The following is a 22043-nucleotide window of genomic DNA, read 5'->3' as shown; positions in this document are numbered from 1 at the left end:
TACATAAATTAAAATAAGAAAGCAAATATAAGCGCAATAACGATATTCACAAAGGAATAGTCTTTTAGACCTTAAGAATTAAACAGGTCTTTAATTTTTATTTAATCTTTTACCTTTCATCCAATCATAAATAAAATATAAGGAATACAGAATAGTACCCGAAAGTAGTAATATAACTAATTGTAAATTAATATCCACAGCAGTAATATAAAAGCTTATTAAAATAAGAATACTATTAATTAAAACAATAATGGCTGTTGTTTGCCTGTGTGAAAAACCTAAACTTAAAAAACGATGGTGTAAATGATTTCTATCAGCTGTAAAAGGACTTTTCTTATGAATAACTAAGCGAATAAAGAAAATACGTAACGTATCTAATAAAGGAAAAAACAAAAAGGCTAAAACAAGTATGGGTGAAGCATTATGATAAATTGCTACTGTTGTTAACTCAGAATTATTAATAAATCGCACTGCGAATACAGCGATAATAAAACCTAAAATCATAGACCCTGTATCTCCCATAAACATTTTATTACGCCTAGAAAAATTCAAAAACAAAAACGGAATCAATGCTCCAATAACAGCTGCGGCTAGCACAACCATACTAATATCATCATAGGTATAAAAAACAGAAGCAAAACTAATAATGGCTAATAGGGCTAAAGTTCCTGCTAAACCATCAATCCCATCAATTAAATTAAAGGCATTAATCACTAATATATATACAAAAAGCGTAAATACAACAGAAACCCAATACGGCATAATAGTAACACCAAGAATTCCTGACATACCTATAATTCGTGTATCTGTAAATATAATTAATAATAAGGCCGCCAATAATTGCCCTATAAATTTCTTACGGGGAGATAAAATAAGAATATCATCTTTTAATCCTAAAAAAAATAAGATAGTAATCCCCCCCAATATTAACAAAAGAATTTTAGTATCTAAAACAGCTCCTAAAATTGTAATTGTAACAACGATACTCAAAAACATCCCTATACCTCCTAAATTTGGTACACTTCCAGAATGGCTACTTCGCCCTCCTGATGAGTCCATTAAATTTTTAGATTTTGCCACATTAATGATGGCGGGGTAGCTTGTACTGGAAACAAAAAAGGATATGCATACAGCCAATAAAAAAAGCCAACCGATGTAGTTTTCGGGATTGAAATTTTCTAGTAATTCTTTTACCATTTGTGTGATTTCTGATTGATTTGGGGGCAAATATCAGTTAAAAAATTCAAACTAATATTATTTAATTATAATGATATACTCAAGTTTATTATTAGGCTTTAAACTGCTTAAGCTTACTCACATTTTTAAGAAGAACCGTAAGCCAATTTCCGATATGATTCGTTTTAATAGCACGATAATCTTCTTTAGATTTCTGTAAAATATTTTTTAAATTTTTATTACTTGCACCACCAATGCGCATTTTAACTATGGTTTTTGGCAAGTAAAAAAAGCTCAAATTTTCTTGCCGAAAGATACGCAAAATAAAATCATAATCTGCTGCTATCTTATATTTTAGATCAAATAACCCATATTTATCATAGATACTTTTCTTCAAATATAAAGTCGGATGTGCAGGCATCCAACCTTGCTTTAATAAATTAGAGACAAAAGGTTGACTTATCCAATTTCTAATAACCTTATCGGTGTTCTCTAAAGCCACATAATGCAAATCACCATAAACCCCATCAACTTGATGGGTATTAAAAGCGGCTACAATAGTGCTTATAACATCATTATCAGCGAGAAAATCGTCCGAATGCACAAATCCTACAATAGCTCCTGTAGCCTTTGCTATCCCCTTATTTAAAGCATCATAAATACCCTTATCAGGTTCAGAACTCAATATAATATTCGGATATTCCTTTGCTGTTGCATGCAATAATTCTAATGTTTCCGCATTAGAACCACCATCTACAATAATATATTCAATATTAGGGTAAGATTGATGTAATACAGACGCCATGCAAGCTTCAATAGTCTTTTCACTATTATAAGTGGCGGTAATTATAGATACTTTCATTTGAGTTTAATTGAATTGACGCGATTTCACTTTTACAGCAGGATTCCCTTGGTAAATACTATAAGACTCCAGATCAGTTGTCGCAACAGAACACACACTTAATACAGCATGGCTTTCTAACGTTACCCCAGGAGTAACAATAGATTTAGCACCAACCCAACTCCCTTCTCTTAACGTAATCGGAGTTACAAACAGATCAAAACGAGTCGATTTATAATTATGATTTCCACAAAGCAATAAGGCGCCCTGAGAAACACAAACATGGTCTTCTATCGTGACCTGAGCTAAATTATCAATCCACACCGACTCTCCTATCCAGCAATGATTACCAATAGTGAGTAACCAAGGATATTTGATACTTACCCCTGGCTTTATAACAACTCCAGTACCTATTTGAGCTCCAAAAAGTTTTAAAAAAAAGACTTTTAAACTCGAAATAGGATTTAAAGGATTTATAAAAAATAATACGTTAATAAAATACCAACACAAGATTTTAAGTCGACGCCCAGGCTGATACCAATCATTGTTATAAGATGATAAATCCGTTTTCAATTTACTGTTCTGCTTTAAGTAAGTTATCGAAATAACCAATGGTTTTTATTAAACCTTCTTCTAAATGAATCTTAGGCTCCCAACCATTCAATTCCTTATTTGCCAAATCAATAACTGGCTTACGTTGTAAAGGATCATCTTGTGGTAATGGCATATGAATAATCTTAGAAGTAGAGTTTGTTAATTCAATAACTTTACTTGCCAATTCCATCATCGTAAATTCTACGGGGTTACCAATATTTACAGGGCCTGTAAAACCATCACGACTATTCATCATTCTTGTAGTTCCTTCTACTAAATCATCTACATATTGAAAAGATCGTGTTTGCGATCCATCTCCAAACATGGTAATATTCTCCCCTTTTAAGGCTTGAACAATAAAATTAGAAACCACACGACCATCATTAGGATTCATATTGGGACCGTAAGTATTAAAAATTCTAATAATTTTAATAGCCACATCATTCTGCAAATGATAATCCATAAACAAGGTTTCCGCACAACGTTTTCCTTCGTCATAACAAGAACGTAGACCTATAGGGTTAACATTTCCCCAATACGTTTCGGGTTGTGGGTGTACTGCTGGATCTCCATAAACTTCACTTGTAGAAGCTTGTAGAATTTTAGCTTTAACACGCTTAGCTAAACCTAACATATTGATAGCGCCCATTACCGATGTTTTAATCGTTTTTATAGGATTATACTGATAATGAACAGGTGAAGCCGGACAAGCCATATTATAGATCTCATCAACTTCAATCATAAACGGTTCTGTAACATCATGACGTACCAATTCAAAATAATGATGATCCATTAAATGTTCAATGTTCTTTTTACTCCCCGTAAAATAATTATCTAAACAGATCACTTCATTACCTTCGTTTAATAAACGCTCGCACAAGTGTGACCCTACAAAACCGGCGCCTCCGGTGATTAATATTCTTTTCATTGTACTTTTTATTTAAATAATTTTTTAGTATCGATTACAAGTTGTGGTTTTTGAGTGAATGCCGCTGCAAAATCATAAGCCGATTTAGACCATTTATGAAAATGATCGGCATCCATCTCAGAGAAATAATTCAATTGTTTTACAAACATATCTGATTTAGACAAAGATATAGCATATCCTAGATATTTTTCTTCAAGATCTAACCAAGGGGTTTGATCTGAAATTAATACGGGACAGCCATTTTGCCAAGACTCCATTATAACATGTCCAAAATTTTCATGCATAGTGGGTAATAATAAAATATGTTGATCTTTTAAAACAGCATGAAGTTGATTATTAGGAATAGCACCTAAATAATTCACTTCAACATGTTTTGGCATTTTCTCAATAAAGGCTTCACAAGTATCCCAATAATCCTGCTCGTCTACAGGACCAATGATTGAAAATTTAATATGATGTGAGACATCGGTATAAGATAGATAGTCTAAAGCTTTCAATAAATTTTTCTTTAAAGCAATCCTAGATAGAAAAAAGACATTCAAACGGTTGGCTTGTTTTTCTTTAAAACTAAAAGGAGTCATTTTAGAAGATAAATTTGAAGCGATTCTTATATCCAAATCATGACCAAATTGTTGTTCTATTTCTTGTTGTTCTAAATGAGAAGTGGCATGCCAAATCAACCTTTTATGTAAACCTTTTAGCTTAAATAGGCTAATAAACAATTTCTTTTTAAAAGGCTTAATAGCTAAAGCACCTTTACCAACCATGCCTCTAGGCGCTAAAACACACTTTAATGAAGAGTTTCGCATCACCCACAAAGGAAGTAAGGTGAATTGTATTGAAAATAAAGAATTAAAATACACATACTGGTAAGCTTCCTCTTTTAATAAATTTCTGTAAAAGTTTCTATTCTGATGATTTTCATCTAAATAAATAACCTTATAATTCGCCCTAACCTGCCATCTATTAAATTCTAAATCAGCATACGGTAATGCCTCTCCCAAATCTTTATTGGAAGTCACTATAGAAATATCAAAAGTATCATGGAGGTGAAAAATAATATTATTAACCGATTGAATAGGACCTCCTGCTTTATAGCCCGGCAAAAACCAATCAATAAAAATTAATATTTTTTCGTTCTTAAGCATCTGCAACCTCCTTATAAATATTTAAATAATCTTTGGCTATTTTATTAATATGAAAGCGTTTAATATTGAGTTGCCCTTTTTGTATCAATTCATCTTGTAAGGCCTCATCTAAAACAATCGTTTTCACAGCAGTATGGATCTCCTTAACATTATAAGGGTCTACAAGATAAGCACTATCGCCTGCAATTTCTTTCATCGCACCAATATGAGAGGTGATAACAGGCCGACCAATGGCCTGCGCTTCTATTATGGGCATCCCAAAACCCTCATAGGTTGACGCAAACAAAACCAAATCACAGGATTTGTATGCTTCAATAATAGCTGAATAAGGAATTTGAAACATGCATTTATAATTTAACTGATAACGTTTTAAAAGCCCCAATTGATCTGCGGTTAATTGACCTATGATCGTTAATTGACAGGGAATACCGTTTAAAGCCTCAAAAATACGCTCTAAATTTTTATTAACCTTCGTTCCTATCAATAAAATATGAGGACAAATGGTGTTTTTTTCTTTTGGAAAATAAACCAATTGCGAGTTTACAGGGTTATAAACAACCTTAATTTTATGTGCCGCAAACGGAATAACCTGAGATAATTCTAACCTTGTAAATTCTGAAATTACAGTAATACGTTTTACAAATAGAGCAGGTAAAGTAAACCAAACGAGTTTTAGGTAAAAACGTTTAAGAACAGAGCCTTTTAAAACAGAACGAACATCATGTACGGTTAATACAGAGGTCTTACCAGTAACTAAAGCCATGTAATTGACATCTCCTGTAATATGATTAACTTGAGTAGCGGACCTGTTTTTAAAACTAAATATATTTTTAAGAACAACTAGAGGACTCCCACCAGAAAACGGAAGCACTTCACTATATACAGAGACCTCGTCTTTAAGTCGTTCTTGTAGCACACCAAACAACTCTTCAATACTGTTGTATTGAGGTAAGCGTTTCCTGAAAATATAATTAACGTTTAGTCTCATGAGAAAAATTCCAATTCAAATAATTTTTAGCATACCAAAAGAAAAAGAAAATCACAATTAACGATTTTATTAAGTGGTTTAAAACCACAACAAGTTCTGTTTCGGCTTTAATAACTTGTAAAAAAGCAATGGGTAAAAAACTGATAAAAACAATATTATTTAAAACAATCTTAAACAACTTAGACCATATTCTAGTCAAGAAAAAACCCCAAAGCCCCATAAATAAGATGCCTCCAATTTTGCCAAAATTACCATAAGCTTCACCTATAATACTAATTCCCATGGAGGTACCATCTGATAAACTTAATCCTGTGAACTTTCTAAAATTTTCTCGTCCTCCAGCCACAGCTTTGTTTGGGTTTAAAAATCGGGGTAAAACAGAGGAAAAAAGAGCAGTACTCACTGTTTCTCCATTTAAATAGGGTTGGTATTTTGGAATGTTATAAATCACAGCACTAATAATCCACCCTTGGTTGAGCCTAACATTAGTCCCAGTTTCACCTTGTTCGGCTTCTTCTGTTACATCTCCAGACACAAGTGACTCAGCCATTAAAGTCACAAACAATTCAACTTTATTACCAGAATAACCTTGCCAAATTTGACTTCTGTAAGCTCTTTTTATAGTTTGCAATGTTGTTAATGATAGTGCAGCTATTAGAAATGTAATGAATATAAAAGCTAATGAAGGCTTATTTTTAATAGCCCAAAACATATAGAAAAAAACAGACCATAATATTAAATCATGGAACATCCCCTTAGCCAATGCTATAGCAAAAAGATAAACTATAGCACCATAAAAGACTTTTTTTAATAAAGCATCCTTAGAAAAAAATAAGATAATGGCTCCCGCAAATTTAAAATTAGAGAGTATAAACGCAAAGAACCCTAAAGCACCTGGTAAAAAACCACCTACTAAATCGAAAACGACACCAATACCAAAAATCATTAAACCATATTGAGAATAATGTTCTAAATGAGATATTGGGACTTTAAAATTCGCACTTTTCTTTACCCCTTTAAGAATAACAACCATAAATAACAAATAAGCAGGGACAACAAAACCCATATAGGTTTCCTGATCTACATACATATAGTACTTATAGTGACCAGAAGGACTTGCATATTCTATTATAGGACCAATAATCCACTGTAGTCCTGCTATTAAAGTCATCAACTCTAAGATAGGCACACTTTCTCCTAAGCGCTTAACGAATAGAATTCCCAAATAAACAACAGCAATACAGCCTATAAGAGTCCATCCTCCCATTTAATTCAACCTTCTTTTAAATTATGTTCTAAAGCTTCAACAATAGCTTTAAAATTCCATTGCGTAATATCTTTTTTGGCCTGGTGTCCCATAAGCTTTAAATCGGCTATTGAGATCGTACGAAACACCTCTAATAACGTGGCCTCATCATTAGAATCAAAAACATAACCATTAGAACCTTCCTTTACAACATCTGAAGCACAACCTACTTTAGTGCTAGATATAACTGGTCGAGAAGAGGCCATAGCTTCATTGATCGCTAAGCCCCAAGTTTCCCCAGGACCTTTTGAAGGCAAACAAAATACATTTCCTAAACGGTACAAAATAGGCATTTTACTCTGATTTTGGAAAGGTATCATTTTTATATGAGAATCATTTTTAGATAGTGATTTTAAATTCGCTTCTAAAGGGCCATGACCAACCAGTAACAACTTTAAAGGGTGCCTTAAAGTTTTATTGGCTTTTTGAACGGCTTTCAATAAAAAATCAGGTTGCTTTTTAGATTCAAATTTACCGGCAAATAAAATCACTAAATCATCAGGTTGATAACCTAATGCTTTTCGCCATACTAAGGCTTGGTCTTCATAGTGTTTAGATTCAGAATCATTAAAGCGCGCATTATCGATCGCATGTGGCGCCAATATCAATTGATGTTCTTTTAAGCCTACAGATTTAAAATAAGCCTTGTTTTGAGAACCCACATAAAAGGCTTTATCTATAAATCGATAGATATAAGTTAAATAATATTTTCGTAATAGTTGTTTAAGTCCTGGGGTATCATCGAGCAAAGTAGAATCGCCTCGAAACCAAACGGGGATTTTACCCTTAAAAAACTGCATCGCTTTAAAGTGGCTCTTTAAATACCAACCAAATATTAAAATAGCATCGGGTTGCCAGTCATTAATTTTAGTGTTTAATTCCGGGCAATCGATCCCATTTTTATGATGCGTTCCTGGATCTTTAGATATATTTTCTATAAACTCATAAGCATACCCTTCCAATAAAGGAATATCCCATTTAATAGTTTTACCAAACGTTTTATCTTTAACTTCTCCTGCGGCTTGAGACCAAGTGTAAAAGACTTTTACGTCTACATTTTGTCTCTGAGCGAGTAATTTAAACCAAGGCGCATAATATTGTATCGGATGCGTAGTAACTATTGCTATTTTTTTCAAACTAAGATATAACCTTTATGTTTTTAATAAGTAAATCCGGCCAACAATTGGCTTCAGGATATACACCTTCATATTTCAAAGTATTAATTTTTTCAGGTCTACATTCCTTCACCCAAGTTTCCGGATGATGTATAACGGCAGCATCAGAAATAAAACCAGCCCAATAGCTATAACTACTTCCTTTAGTAGTAACTAAAATTTCACTTCTTGATAATACAATTAAATCTATTAAATCATTAACGGTTTTAAACAATGAAACGTTTGGTAATTCTAAAATACTCAATAACTCATTTTCATGACCATCAGAAAATATCACAACTTCTAAATTATTACCATTTATTTTTCGTAAATCATTTATTACATCGATGTAATAAGTTAAATCTAAAACAGAACCATTTGTGATAAAATCACCTCTTCTAATATGAACTCCTATTATTGGGCTTTTTATTTGTTCTAGAGTTTTTAAATGTTTTTCCTCAATCATCTCAAAAAAAGATGTAATAATTTCATTTCTATAATTTGCAAGTAAAGGGATATCTGTAATTAAAGGTGTGGATTCAAATTTATAATACTGATTCTCTTTAATTTTATCATCGTCTATAGAATGTATTATTGGTGCTTTAAAAAATTTTATTTTTTTTAAGAACGGCATACTTGGAGTGATAAAAAAATTTCTATACCATCGTTTAGCCTTTTCTCTTCTTAAGACACTTCCTATTGGAACGTGTACCCAACTTTTTACAAATAAATCTGCATCATTTTCTTTACACCAAACAAAAGCTTTAGCCCAAGTTATAATTTTATTACAAAGTCCATATCTTGGAAACTTTAAATATAATTCCGCCTTATTACTCATTATCTTTACTTTATTTTTTATTTATAACCTCGTCCATAGCTTCTGCCAATACTTTTGCAGATTGCTTTGAAGAATATTGATCTAAAGACTGTAATTCTGGCGCCCATGATGCAACATTTTGAAACGGATTTAAAACGGTTACCATTTTTGCTACAATTTTAGATTTGGTATCACCTTCATTATAAGGCACAAAATACGCATCGGCTTTAACATCTTGAATAACGTTTACCGCAGAACTTTCGGCATGTAAAACCGTAAATAAAGGACGTTCACTTAATAAACACTGAAAGGTTTTTGAAGCCGTATAATGTTGTTCTGTGCTTCCAAATAACAGCACACGATCGGCTTGCGATAAATAGTTTAAAATATGTAAAAAAGGTTGACGCTCTCTTTGTTCTATTACAATACCTTCTAAACCATAATCTGCAGCATAGGCTGTAATACGTTTAGCAGGATAAGGTCCTGTTCCTATAAAAAACAACTTAATGTCGGCATCCCAATTCCCTTGATCTTTTAATGTTTTAATCGCCTTAAAAAAACAATCCATAAACAAATGTGAATTAGGAAGAAAAGCCCCTGCATAAATCCAAGGTTTACAATGCTCAATACCATCCCAGGGCATTTTTAAATCGTCTAGTTTTAATTTATGATCGTTAGGATCAAACCCATAAGGCATTCCTGCATGTACAGGAGGTGTTTTAAAATTACGCTCAATGACTGGCCAATAATAAGGTGTCGAAACGCCTGTAATAAACGCTGCTTTTTTTACGGCGTAAGGTTCTAATGTTCGGGCAACAGTCTGACTTAATTTTGCGCGGTTATCATTCTGATTGGTGATATCACGCACCCAAGGATCTATATAATCAATCCCATAAGGAATTCCCGTTTTATCATGTATCATACGCCCCAAAATAGCGGTGTAAAACGATGGGATTGGAATCCAAATACAATCTATTTTGCGCTCTTTACATATCTGCAATGCTTTTGCTTTTAGAAATGGAAAGGCTCTTAATCCAATATCGCCTATGATTCGCGGTTTTGAAACTTTGTAGGCTTTGGTGTAAATGACCTCTATATCTTCTGAAGCTGTTTTAGCAATATGAGGATCTGGAGTTTCCTCATAATATTTAGAATCAACTGTTAGTAGTAATGGTTTCCATCCAAATTCCTTTAAGTAATTACCTATTAATCGTGGTCGCTGAACACCAGCTAAATTAGCAGGAACCCAATGTGGATATATAATGAGTACTGTTTTCACAACATTATTTTTTTTTATAGAATTTGACTCCAAAGTTCTTGAATTTTTATTTGTTCTGAATCCCAACTCAAATGCTTACCTTTTTGAAATCTTAGGGCTTTATTTGCGCTAATATCATCTTTTTCTTTATAAAGCTGAAGTAATGTTTCTGAAATTTCAACTTCAGATTGTGCACTCAATATGCCTAATTCAGGATAATCTGTAATAAATTGCTCTTGAGCTTTTGTATTTGTTGCAAGAATATACAATCCGGCTTGAGCATAAGTGATAATTTTATTGGTTAAACAGATTTGCCGGTTTAAATCTCTAGAATTAAATTCTAACGCCAATCCAATATCAAATTGACTTAATGTTGCATGCAATTCTTTTTGCCCCAAAGGACCCTTAATAATTAAGCTTAAATTAGTGTTTTCTAATTTTTTACGAATTTTTGATATTTCTATGGTATCAAAATTAGAATCCAATTCTCCTATAAGTGTTAAACTAATTTTTATATTAGGATGTGATTCGGATATGATATCTAAAGCATTAAATAATTCTTCTAACCCGCGTCCAAAACTAATCTTTTGGCTAAACCAAACCAATTTTAAAGCCGTTTCTTTTTGGTTTAAATCATGTTCTGAATCAGATACCAAACTGAACTCATGAGCATTAAACCCATTTAACACAACAGCATGACTAGCATGGCCCTTAATGAGATCTAAAGTATATTGAGCAATAAGCGGACTAGCAAATGTTATACTTTTAGCTCCTGGTAATAAGGATTTCATCAAAAATTCAGTACGCTTTTTAGCCACATCACTATCTGTTGAAACAATTTCTCCTGGATGATAATCTTCTACGTCGAAAACAAAAGGCACGTTCCACAACGCACTTAACTCATGAGCAGGATATAAAGCTCCCATATTATGAGCACAAATAAGATCGGGTTGATCTTTTATTTTTTGAGAGAGATGGTAGAGCTGAAGCGACCGTCTATTATTTGCTAAAGCGTTTAATTTTAAATATTTTGGAAGAAAACCGGAGGCTTTTTTAGCCAATTTTTCTGTAACGCCTAAAAAAATCCATTTTAGCTTATTTGAAGGAATAGCTTCAATCTCTACGATGTTTAAATAACTTTTGTCGTTATTATTAATTTTTAATAATTGATCTTTTAACTGAATACTTTTAGCGTCACTCCAATTATGAAGTTTAAACATCATTATGGTAACACCATATTGGAATTGTAAAGCCAACTGCACCTCTTTTACAAGACGCGGATTGGTGGCTAAGTTACTAGTTGTCAAAAACAATATACGTTTATACGCCATTCTTATATAATAAATCTATGTTAGTTTCATTTTCATCATCAAAGGCATATATGTCACATAAATTCAATATTTCTCTTATTTCATCAATTTCCTTTGAATTCAAATGCTTTCTCCAATTATTTAATTGATTCCCAGATAATATAGTTTTTTTGGAATCACCAATAGTTGTACGACTTGCTTGCTTTATATTTTTATTTTTAAACGTAATATCTAACCAATCACTTAATCTATTTATTTCAAAGTTTGTATTTATAATTAAATTTTCATAAGACACCGTTAGCCATTTAACATTATTATTTTTATGATTAAGACACAACTGATGATTAAGAGCCCATTCAAAAGCTAGTCTTGTATGCGGAGCATTTACTTTTTTCAATGCTTCCCCAAACTTTAAAACATATGCCTTAGTACTTTTATCCCTAGGCAAATGGTATTTACAATCCTTTAGCACCCAAGCCCAACCAGGATGATTAAGTTGACTAGCAACAGTGGCATAAGGGCTTCTTACAAAGAAAATAGGCTTTAATTCAAAGTTATTTACTAAATAGGGCAACATTAAATTGCCTCTAATAATTTTAAAAACATTTATTTTTGAGCGCAGAGATTGCCAATAATTATTTACAGAATATGGTTTAAAGCTAATGATTCTTTGATTAAACAAATTCTCAAAGAATAAAAACGCTTTGTTATCCTTTGTCTTTTCTTCTATATAATTATTCCATTCAAATTTTAATACTTTCAATTCTTTAAAAAAATTGGGGTATAACGGTTCATAAATTATCGTGGAATCTTGATTTCGAGCAATGAACTCCATCAAAAAGGTAGACCCGCCTCGGGGTGAAGCAAAAATAATAATATTTTGAGAAGCCTTAGAGAATTTTCTCTTAATAAGAAATGGATATTTATAAATGTAAAACCCAAGATAATTTACAATTTTTAATAATTTTTTAGTTTTACTCATTCGTATTATTTTGTATAATTAAACAGTTCTTTAAACTTTACTTCTATAATTTCTGCGACTTGATTCATAGAATGTGTTTTTTTAATCGCCTTAGAATATTTACCGATAAGGTTAGGAGATTCAATAATTTGATAAATTTGATTTTTTAGATCTTCATCATCTTCATTTTTAAATAATAAGCCATCCATATCATGTTGAATAAGATCTTTCATGGCCACGTAATCAGAAGCAATTACAGGTATTTTTCTTGTGGCAGCTTCTAAAATGACTAATGGAGCTACTTCATTTGAAATTGAAGGTAAAATTAATACATCCATTCCATTCAAATATGAGGCTACTTCTTCTTGTTTTAAGGCTTCATTCCAAATAATATTAGTTTTAGACTGAGCCCATTGTTTATGGTCGTCATAATAAGTTTGTTCACCGCCTGATGGATTTGTAATAATATGTAATTCTGCATTAGGGTTTGAAAGCGCGTTCCAAGCGTCTCTTAAAATATGAAGCCCTTTTGATGAATGTGTACGCCCTATAAACACAAATTTTATAAGCTTAGGATCAAATTGAGTTTTATGAAATGCCTTAAAAAACACAGGACTAATCCCTTGTGGTATTAGTTGGGCTTTAGTAACTCCGTTTGCTTCAAATGCTTTTTGAATCCATGGTGCGATAGAAAAAATAACATCCGCATATTGGTTGATTCTTTTTAGTTCAGAAAAGCGGTGTTTGGCCTGATAAAATGCCGCTGGCAATTTATTTTCAATGGGATTAAAATGTGTAGCTTTATGGATAATTGGTCCTAAAATCTTAGACAAATGAACGGAATATCCCTTTTGCTTTAAATTACAACTCAAACATCTTGATTCAATAACTTCACCATTACAATTAGCCTTTCCGTATAATCGCATATCTCCATTAATACAGAATAAACTTCCTAAATGTGGCGTAAATACCGTTCTAATTCCTAGTGCTTTAGCTTCTTTTAAATGATAACTATTTATAGCACGACCAAAAGAATGAAAGTGTATGAGGTCTGGTTGTAATTCTAATAATTTAACTTTAAAAGCTTCTATACCTCGAGGTGGCATTAAACCATTTAATTCTTCTGCAATAGCATGTTTAGGAATGTCAAATACATGGATAGGAATCCCTTCATAAGAATAATCCTTAAGCCCCTCTGAAGAGGTTATTAAAACACTTACATCATGGCCTTTAGCTTTAAAATAGTTGCATAAATTTAAAACATACACTTCTGTCCCAGCACGATGTGTTGGAAAAAATGACTCTAATGTAAAAAGAATTTTCATTTTAGTGAATTAATACATTTATATAGTTGACAAATTAACTAAACTATTAGCTTTTAAACTTTTATACACAACACAGTTTGCCCCTATTATACAATTATCTCCTATATTAACATTTTTAAGAATAACCACATTTGAGCCTATCCAACAATTATCTCCTATTTCTACGCTTCCTATAGAGTATGGTTGATTTTTTATAAGCAAGGCTTTATTTTTATAACCATGATTATGGTCATAGATTTTAACATCCTCACCTATAATGGTATTACTACCAATAGCTACACGACCTAAAGCATTAATAGAAAGGCCTTTATTTGTAAAAAAACCATCTTTTATTTCTACACTAGAATTTTTACCTAATCGAAATACGGCATGTTCTCTAAGTTGAACATCATCTCCAAAGGTAATCTTAGCATTTTCAGGATGTAATTGAATATCTAAATTTTTAGCTTTAAAATTTTTACCAACTGTAACACAGTCTTTATAAAGTAGCGATAATTTAAACCTTGAATAAAAGAATTTGATTTCATTCAAACGATAATAAATTGATCGGATTTTTTTATTAACGTTCATAATTTGAGGCATATGGATTTTTACAAAAATCTAATAGTAATGGATCAACTCCAGATCCTGTAGTATAAAAGAAATCACGTTTGTTAACGGCTTTATAAAAATGGAATAATTTTAATTTTAACCTTTTCTTTATCTTAAATACAGTCATTATTTTTCCTAAAAATAGCTGGTTTTTAATAAGATAATTAGCCATTCCAATCCGCATCAATTCTTTAGCCATAGCTTTCTCAGATGCATCTAACGGACAGTCTTCATTGTCAATTATGACAATACTACTTTCAAAGGTATTTAAGACTCCCTGAATTGAATATAACTTTGAAGATGCTTGATCTGGAGTTCTTCGCCACCAAGAAACCTGTTGATTAATCAACAAAACATTATTTTTAAAAGCCAACATTCTTTTAGAGTAAGTATCGCCTGAGATTACATCTGTTGGAAATCCATTTAAGGCTTTTAACGCTTTTGTTCGAATTAAAGTATCAGGAAATCCATTAACTAAAATAGGACTCCCTAAAAACTCATATCTAAAAGCTTCCTTTGGTGTTAACTCATAAGGATATACCATATTATCCCAATGTGGTCTTGCACATGCCATGGCCGAATTAGGAAATGCATCAAGCATTTTCACCATAAATTCTAATCCATGCGGATAAAATATATCATCGCCGTCAATCCAAATTATATACTCTCCTTTAGCTTCAAAAAGCGTTTTATTCCGGTTAGGATATTCTCTTAAATTGGTTTCATTACGCCAAGCACGAATTCTAGGGTCTTTGTATTCTTTAACAATATCCCATGTGTTATCCGTTGAGCAATCATCAGAAATTAAATATTCGAAATCAGTAAAACTTTGTGCTAATACACTTTCTATGGATTTCCTTACATACTTAGATGAATTATAGGTAATGGTCGCTATGGTTACTTTCGGGTTCATAATATTAATTAATGTGAGCGTAGAATTGATTTAAACTTTAATACGTTTACTTCTTGAGAAAATTCATTTAAAACTTTACGAAAAGCACTATCCTTAACAGACTGTACTTGTTCCTTTCTTAAGGATAGAAAATGATTCATTTGTAAGGTTAAATCCGCTACCGTGCCATCAAAATAAAGAGCCTCTTTTTTATCTTCCAAAATTTCTTTAGTAGCCCCTTGATTATTTGCGATAACAAAACAATTATAAGCGACAGCTTCTACCGTTGTTCTTCCAAAAGCCTCTCTATCAGAAGCCATAATAAAGCAATGGGCTTGCTTATAATATTTCTCTGGATAAGCTTGATATCCTAATAACTCAATTTTATCCTCTAATCTTTGTTCTTTAATATACAACTCAATACTTTCAAATTCATTACCATTACCAACTATTAATAGTTTCACAGTATCAGTTTCATTCATCTTTAAAAAAGCGTTGATAACTTTCCAAATACCTTTCCTTTTTGTGAGTTGACCAACAAAAATAAAGTTAATACAATTTGTAGGTTTAATTAAGGATTTGTGAAGATTTAGCAATGTGTTTTTATTATAAATTCCATTATAATTTATATAGGTGTTTTTAATATTATAATGTTTTTTATAATGCCGCTCTAAATCCTTAGAAATACATACAACATATTTAGATTTTTGTAATAAAATTTTAAAAATTGAATTAAAATCTTGTTTAAACCCATGGTCCAAACTCCCAAATTCTCTTAAATACCAAATATGTTTTGTTTTTAAAAATAGTGATAATAGAGCACCAAAGTTAGTAGTGGATGTATTTGTTATTATATAATCTGGGTAGAACTCTTTTTTGAGCTTCTTAGAAAATTTATAGGCTAAAAATATATTTTTCACAAAGCGTTGGATCTTAAATTTCAATAATCTAAGCTGTTTTAATTTAGGCCATGACGACGATTCTAGAGAACTGGTATTTACTCTATGTCCTGAAACTAAAAAATTAATATGAGAGGATTCTAATTGTTTGGAAAGTTGGCCTAATTCGGGAAGTATTACTAAAACTTCAATCCCTTCTTTTAATAAACCTATAATTAAGCCTAACATGGATTTAGAAGCACCTGTTAATTCGGAATCATGAGAAATAAAAAGTAATTTCATGACAGAATAATTCTTTTAAGAGCACCAAATGATTTTCTATTCCATTTATATTTTGGTTCTGTTAGTAAGCTTGAAATAATTACTTTTACTCTTTTACTCTTTGAATCATTTGAAACTATTTGTGCTTTTAATAGGTTAGACCATTTGTCTTTAATTAACCATTCATCACAAATTCTGTGTATATGTTGAAACTTTGAGTCTAGCAATATGCGATTGATATACTTTATTTTATTTTCAAAAAAGCCCTCTGGCTGAGATACTGTTTTAGATTCATCATGTAATCTAAAAAAAACTAAATCATTTTTAATATAGCGAACATTTGGATACACTGACAAATATCGTATAATCATATCTGTATCAAATGAGTAATGTAGTGACTCATCAAGACCACCAACAGCCTCAATATTTTCTCTTAACAACCATAGACCTGGCTGAACAAAAACGGTACCTTCTTCCCAAAACATTAATCCCCTTGGAGATAAATTAGATAACTGTTCGGGTTCTTGATAAACACCATCTTCAAAATAGGTGGTTCTGCCTGCCACAGCAGAGGTGTTTGGTTCAGAAAATGCTTTGGCTATATTTAGTAACGCATTAGGAGCTAAATAATCATCAGAATTTAACCAATTAAAAATTTCGCCAGTACAACGTTTTAAACCTTTATTAATGGCATTAGCTTGTCCTTTATCTGGTTCGCTGACCCAATAGGTAAGGTGTTCTTCATATTTCTTAATAACCTCAACTGTATTATCCGTACTCCCTCCATCCATGATAATGAATTCTAGGTTAGGGTAATTCTGGTCTAATACAGACTTAATGGTCTCTTCTATGTATTGCCCTTGATTATAGGTAGGGGTAACTATGGATATTTTTTTAAAATCCTTCAATAAATGTTCAATTTAGATAAATAATTAATTATTAGATAATAGCTTGTCACTTTATGGTAAAATTATCTATAAATTAGGATTAAGACAAGTTTAAACTTATCTATTAAATTTTTCCTCATTTAGAATTTCAATTAATTTATTATTAAATAATTTTACACCATTTTGATTTAAGTGATCGGGATCATAAAAATGTAATGAATCATTTAATATAAGTTTCTCATTAAAATTAAAATATTTCATATGAGCACTCATCACGGAATCAAATTCACGAATATTAGTATATCTACTGTAATTTGATGGTGCTATAGGAACATAAACTAAAATAACCGAAATTTTATTTTTTTCTAATAATCTGAGACACTCATTAAACGCATCCAGTTGTGTCGAATCAAATTTAATTTCCTTTCTCAATAACGTTTTGGTTTTATAGTATGCTAATTCTTTCTCTACAAAACCACCTTTAACGTAATTATCGTCTCCTTTAACTAGGGATTCTTTAAAATTTTTACGCCAATCAAATATATCACGTAAAAATGCATAAATCAATGTGTTATACACTTTAAGATGATTAACAGAAAGTGCCATTTTTACACTATTTAAGTCATTTTTTTCATTGCTTATAATATCTAAAGATGACTCCACACCATCTCCCATAAAGGTGTTAGGATAGACGTCATAAATCACCAGTTTTGGACTTAATCTAGTCAAATGTCTTTTCAACAAAGTTATAGTTTGTAAAGGCGTTTGTGCACTTGACCCCAAATTAAATGTCTTTAATCCTGAGGCATTAAAAATTCTATTATCAAAACCACGATACGTGTGAGATGAACCTAGGAAAAGTATATCAATATTTTCATAGTCCTTAACATCTTGTAATCTAGTATAAGTATGACCATAAGAACCTTTAACATAATTTAAGTTTGGCGTCAAGTAACTCGGCATAAAAGTACCCCAAATAAAAAGAATAATTATGTAAGTAACAGCAGAAAACAATAAGAAGCTAAAGAATTTTTTGATAAAAACAGTCATAGTTTTACATTAAAATTGAAAGTATATAAATGGTGTTTCGGCTGTTTGCATAAACATACCTATTAAGAAAACAATAAAAGAGTAAAAAAACCATCTAAAGTACCATTTCCATTTCAATCCAATTTTTTCAATCGCATATTGGTTCTCTCTACCAAACCATTCTAAAATGATAAAAAACAAAATTAATAAAATTATAGTGCGATAATTGTAGTAAATAGCCATTGTATAGAATGATTGTGGGTCTTTAAATATATCTAATATATATTGCAAAGCATGTTCTACATTTTCTGCTCTAAAAAAGACCCAAGAAAGCACGGTCATTGAAAATGTTATAAGAATTAAAAAAAACTCTTTTGGAGTGGGTAAATATTTATCTTTAGCAACAACAGCCAAATTATTCCTATTGTTATTAGTAAGTAAGAGAGGTAGAAAATAAATGGCATTTAATAACCCCCAAATAATAAATGTCCAATTTGCTCCGTGCCAAAAACCACTAACAATGAAAATAATAAATGTATTTCTTACTTTCATCAAAATTCCTCCACGACTACCGCCTAAAGGAATATAAACATAATCTCTGAACCAAGTGGTTAGTGAAATATGCCACCTTCTCCAAAATTCAGCTATATCTCTAGAAAAATAAGGGAATGCAAAGTTTTGCTTGAGATTAAACCCGAAAAGACGAGATGTTCCTATTGCAATATCCGAGTATCCAGAAAAATCACCGTAAATTTGAAACGCAAAAAATATAGCTCCTAAAACTAATGTACTACCAGTATAGTTATCTGAATTATTAAAAATTAAATTGGCATATTCTGCACAATTATCAGCAATTACGACCTTTTTAAATAATCCCCAAAGAATTTGACGTAAACCATCAATTACTTTTATACTATCAAATGATCGCTTTTTTTGAATTGAGGCAATAAACTAGTAGCACGTTCTATTGGACCAGCAACCAATTGTGGAAAGAAACTTACAAAGGCAGAAAAAGCAATAAAGTCTTTAGTGGGGTTTAACTTCTTTTTATAAACATCAATGGTATAACTTAAAGTTTGAAAAGTATAAAAACTAATCCCTACTGGTAATATAATATTTAATGTATTAGACTGTATGGGGTGCCCAAAAAAGCTAAAGGCATGTACAAAATTCTCTACAAAAAAATTATAATATTTAAAAAAACCTAAAAAGCCTATATTCACTGCTATACTGGTCCACAGTAATAGTTTACGTTTTGATGTCTTTTCTTCTTTTTGAAGTCGTCTACCTATACTGTAATCTACCAAAATACTAAATACAATCAAGAATAAAAATCTCCAATCCCACCAACCGTAAAAAACAAAACTAGAGATAACAATCAATAAATTTTGTGTTTTTAGATTTTTTTCAGGAATTAACCAATAAATAATAAAAACAATTGGTAGAAAAATAGTAAAGTCTATGGAATTAAAAAGCATTTGTTATGTTTATTCTGTAATGGTGATTTTATAATATCACCCCTTTTCGTTTATATTTTCTAATATCAATGAGTTTTAATTTAAACTCATTGAATAATTTCCCAATATATTATATTGGGATAGAGATAGGGGTTACTATGGATATTTTGGGGTATGTTTTCAAATTCTTTTATATAATATTTTCAACTTAAGTTAAGTGTTATTTTAATAATTTATAGTAATAGCGATAATCAAGGAACTAAATTTTCTAATTACAATAAATAATTTAATTTATAATTATAGATTCTATTTGTTTTTTTTAAATAATTTACCAAAATAAAATTTCCAATTAGGTCGATTATAAAATGCCCATAAAGGTTTTAAAAAAAACTCATAAAATTCTTTATTATTTTTCAATTCATTATTGACTTGAATTGGAAAATCTAATTGTTTTGATTTAAGAAATCTTACTGGATTGTTTATTTGTCCTGTATGCGTCGCATCAGAATCAAATCCAATATTCTTTATTAAATTTCTATTTGGAAAAATACTGTATTGATTATTATTTAATTGATGATAAATAAATTGATAATCCCACCAAGTAACCCGATCTTTAGAAAAACTAACAGTTTTGTCAAATATTGTTTTCCAATATATCCACCAATTAATATCCAAATCAAAAGTTCCATTTTTTAATTTATCATATAAAAAATATAATTTATTTCTTTTCCCTTCCCAAGAGGTCATATCAAAATCAACTTCTTCAAACCGGTCTCTCCAAGTGGCCCATCCCCACATGTTCATAATATTTGAGTAAAAATAACTATTAGGAACTCCCTCAAATCCTAAATTACATCCACTAATAGAAATTACTCTTCTATCATCTCTATAATTTTCTAACATTTCTTGACTGAATTTAAAAAAGTCGATACTTGGAATAATATCGTCTTCTAGAATAATTCCCATTTCAACATGATTAAAAAACCAAGACATTGCTGATATGGGGCCTCTAGAACATCCTAAATTTTTTTCATTAGAAAAAAATTTAACATCACATTCCCAGTCTATCAATTCATTATAAAGTGTTATAACCTTTTTAGTTTTCCTAATATCATCTAAATTATTTTGCCTTGGTCCATCACTATATATATATATCGTGCTAGGAAGAGCTAATTTAATCGCTTCGACTTGTTTACTAATATATTGTGGCCTATTAAAGCAAATAATTAAGATAGGAGTATTAAATATATCTTTTTTCAAAAATCTCTAATAATTTAGGGTTAGTTTTTTTATGAGACGCCAAATTTTGAGCATTTAAATCACCAAATCTTTGGGCTAATATTAATTGATTATCTTTATTTAAGGATTTAAATTTATACTGTCTTAAATAATTTAAAAAAACATAAAAAACATCTAAGTTTGATATATTCCTAGGACTTTGTTTTTTAGGAAAAACTTGCTGATGGGAAACAATTGCTCCAGAAGCCATTCCATAAATCAATCTATTTATGTATTCAAATGTAGACTTGTTAGACTCTATATTATGATTTAATATTAACTTTTCACTAACTCCAACTTTATAACCCTTTTTAATAACATTTAAAGCAATTTGAACATCACCCCCACTACTTAAACTTTTACCTTTTCTATCACTTAATGAGTACAAACCTGAATCAACCTTATCTAAATAATCTAAGATTATTTTCTTTTCTATTAATTGTCCAGTTCCTTGCGGATAATTCTCATTCCACACTTCTGAATTCTGAATTATTTCTCCAATTACATGACGTTCTTGAAAAATCTTTTTTTGTTTAATTACCCAACTATTAACATTTTTATCTTCGAAACAAACATTAATATTACCCGCACCCCAACACTTAACTTTTGGGTAATTCAATATTAATTCAACCGATTCAATTAAATAATTATTATTTGGTTCATTATCATCATCAAAAAAAACTAACCAATCTCCTTTTGCCGAATTAATTCCGGAAATCCTGGCAGCTGTAAGCCCAGGTTTTCTTTCAATGACGTGTGAGAAAGGAATCTTAACATTTGAAAAATCAAAATTAGCTTCAATTTTATTTTTTGAATTATTATCAACTACGATCCATTCAACACTGATGTTATTAGTTTTTTTTAATTTTGAAACAGAGCTAATCAGCCGATCAAAAACCGCTCTATTGGGATTATATGTACATGTGATTATTGATAAATTCAT

The 22043-nt window shown here is 30.9% G+C and carries 20 protein-coding genes and 1 pseudogene; all 21 read right to left on the bottom strand.

Features of this window, described 5'->3' with window-relative positions; genetic code table 11:
- Positions 1-90: 90 nt before the first annotated feature.
- The 21 genes and pseudogenes from HSX10_RS05645 to HSX10_RS05545 all read right to left on the bottom strand — a co-directional run bounded on the left by HSX10_RS05645 (position 91) and on the right by HSX10_RS05545 (position 22043).
- Positions 91-1197 carry an MraY family glycosyltransferase gene (locus HSX10_RS05645; protein WP_173587228.1) on the bottom strand — a complete coding sequence of 369 codons (1107 nt, stop codon included), beginning with the start codon at positions 1195-1197 and terminating at the stop codon, positions 91-93.
- Positions 1198-1288: 91 nt separating this feature from the next.
- On the bottom strand, positions 1289-2038 hold the full coding sequence (locus HSX10_RS05640) for a glycosyltransferase family 2 protein (protein ID WP_173587227.1): 750 nt from the start codon (positions 2036-2038) through the stop codon (positions 1289-1291).
- A 6-nt stretch (positions 2039-2044) separates the two neighbouring features.
- On the bottom strand, positions 2045-2590 hold the full coding sequence (locus HSX10_RS05635; RefSeq protein ID WP_173587407.1) for a WcaF family extracellular polysaccharide biosynthesis acetyltransferase: 546 nt from the start codon (positions 2588-2590) through the stop codon (positions 2045-2047).
- Position 2591: 1 nt separating this feature from the next.
- Positions 2592-3539 (bottom strand): UDP-glucuronic acid decarboxylase family protein, encoded by a 948-nt coding sequence (locus tag HSX10_RS05630; protein ID WP_173587226.1) that lies wholly within the window; start codon positions 3537-3539, stop codon positions 2592-2594.
- An 8-nt stretch (positions 3540-3547) separates the two neighbouring features.
- Complete coding sequence (locus tag HSX10_RS05625; RefSeq protein ID WP_173587225.1) at positions 3548-4687, bottom strand: glycosyltransferase family 4 protein; 1140 nt, start codon at positions 4685-4687, stop codon at positions 3548-3550.
- Positions 4680-5675 carry a glycosyltransferase family 4 protein gene (locus HSX10_RS05620; protein WP_173587224.1) on the bottom strand — a complete coding sequence of 332 codons (996 nt, stop codon included), beginning with the start codon at positions 5673-5675 and terminating at the stop codon, positions 4680-4682. Before HSX10_RS05620 ends, HSX10_RS05625 begins: the two co-directional genes overlap by 8 nt.
- Complete coding sequence (locus HSX10_RS05615; protein ID WP_173587223.1) at positions 5659-6942, bottom strand: hypothetical protein; 1284 nt, start codon at positions 6940-6942, stop codon at positions 5659-5661. The genes HSX10_RS05620 and HSX10_RS05615 overlap by 17 nt, the downstream gene beginning before the upstream one ends.
- A gap of 5 nt (positions 6943-6947) precedes the next feature.
- On the bottom strand, positions 6948-8117 hold the full coding sequence (locus tag HSX10_RS05610; RefSeq protein WP_173587222.1) for a glycosyltransferase family 4 protein: 1170 nt from the start codon (positions 8115-8117) through the stop codon (positions 6948-6950).
- 1 nt (position 8118) lies between these two features.
- Positions 8119-8973 carry an alpha-1,2-fucosyltransferase gene (locus HSX10_RS05605; RefSeq protein WP_173587221.1) on the bottom strand — a complete coding sequence of 285 codons (855 nt, stop codon included), beginning with the start codon at positions 8971-8973 and terminating at the stop codon, positions 8119-8121.
- A gap of 10 nt (positions 8974-8983) precedes the next feature.
- Positions 8984-10231, bottom strand: coding sequence for a glycosyltransferase family protein (locus HSX10_RS05600; protein ID WP_173587220.1), 1248 nt, complete (start codon positions 10229-10231; stop codon positions 8984-8986).
- A 14-nt stretch (positions 10232-10245) separates the two neighbouring features.
- Positions 10246-11517 carry a glycosyltransferase family protein gene (locus HSX10_RS05595; RefSeq protein WP_173587219.1) on the bottom strand — a complete coding sequence of 424 codons (1272 nt, stop codon included), beginning with the start codon at positions 11515-11517 and terminating at the stop codon, positions 10246-10248.
- Between the two features lie 13 nt (positions 11518-11530).
- Positions 11531-12502 carry a sulfotransferase domain-containing protein gene (locus HSX10_RS05590; protein ID WP_173587218.1) on the bottom strand — a complete coding sequence of 324 codons (972 nt, stop codon included), beginning with the start codon at positions 12500-12502 and terminating at the stop codon, positions 11531-11533.
- A gap of 5 nt (positions 12503-12507) precedes the next feature.
- Positions 12508-13806 carry a glycosyltransferase gene (locus tag HSX10_RS05585; protein ID WP_173587217.1) on the bottom strand — a complete coding sequence of 433 codons (1299 nt, stop codon included), beginning with the start codon at positions 13804-13806 and terminating at the stop codon, positions 12508-12510.
- Positions 13807-13824: 18 nt separating this feature from the next.
- Positions 13825-14337, bottom strand: a complete 513-nt coding sequence (locus tag HSX10_RS05580; RefSeq protein ID WP_173587216.1) for an acyltransferase — start codon at positions 14335-14337, stop codon at positions 13825-13827.
- Positions 14338-14365: 28 nt separating this feature from the next.
- A complete protein-coding gene (locus HSX10_RS05575; RefSeq protein WP_173587215.1) occupies positions 14366-15310 on the bottom strand; it encodes a glycosyltransferase family 2 protein in 945 nt (314 codons plus the stop codon).
- An 8-nt stretch (positions 15311-15318) separates the two neighbouring features.
- The gene (locus tag HSX10_RS05570; RefSeq protein ID WP_173587214.1) at positions 15319-16470 is read right to left on the bottom strand and encodes a glycosyltransferase; all 1152 of its coding nucleotides are present in this window, start codon (positions 16468-16470) and stop codon (positions 15319-15321) included.
- Complete coding sequence (locus tag HSX10_RS05565) at positions 16467-17357, bottom strand: glycosyltransferase family 2 protein (RefSeq protein ID WP_217363236.1); 891 nt, start codon at positions 17355-17357, stop codon at positions 16467-16469. Before HSX10_RS05565 ends, HSX10_RS05570 begins: the two co-directional genes overlap by 4 nt.
- 96 nt (positions 17358-17453) lie before the next feature.
- Positions 17454-18386 carry a hypothetical protein gene (locus HSX10_RS05560; protein WP_173587213.1) on the bottom strand — a complete coding sequence of 311 codons (933 nt, stop codon included), beginning with the start codon at positions 18384-18386 and terminating at the stop codon, positions 17454-17456.
- A 9-nt stretch (positions 18387-18395) separates the two neighbouring features.
- Positions 18396-19843 (bottom strand): annotated as a pseudogene (locus tag HSX10_RS05555) (MBOAT family O-acyltransferase).
- A 285-nt stretch (positions 19844-20128) separates the two neighbouring features.
- The gene (locus HSX10_RS05550; protein WP_173587212.1) at positions 20129-21082 is read right to left on the bottom strand and encodes a glycosyl transferase; all 954 of its coding nucleotides are present in this window, start codon (positions 21080-21082) and stop codon (positions 20129-20131) included.
- Positions 21063-22043, bottom strand: a complete 981-nt coding sequence (locus HSX10_RS05545; protein ID WP_173587211.1) for a glycosyltransferase — start codon at positions 22041-22043, stop codon at positions 21063-21065. The genes HSX10_RS05550 and HSX10_RS05545 overlap by 20 nt, the downstream gene beginning before the upstream one ends.

The sequence above is a fragment of the Winogradskyella undariae genome (assembly GCF_013285155.1).
Classification (GTDB): Bacteria; Bacteroidota; Bacteroidia; order Flavobacteriales; family Flavobacteriaceae; genus Winogradskyella; species Winogradskyella undariae.
Note: the sequence above shows the minus strand (reverse complement) of the source record. Positions and strands in the feature narration are given on the sequence as shown.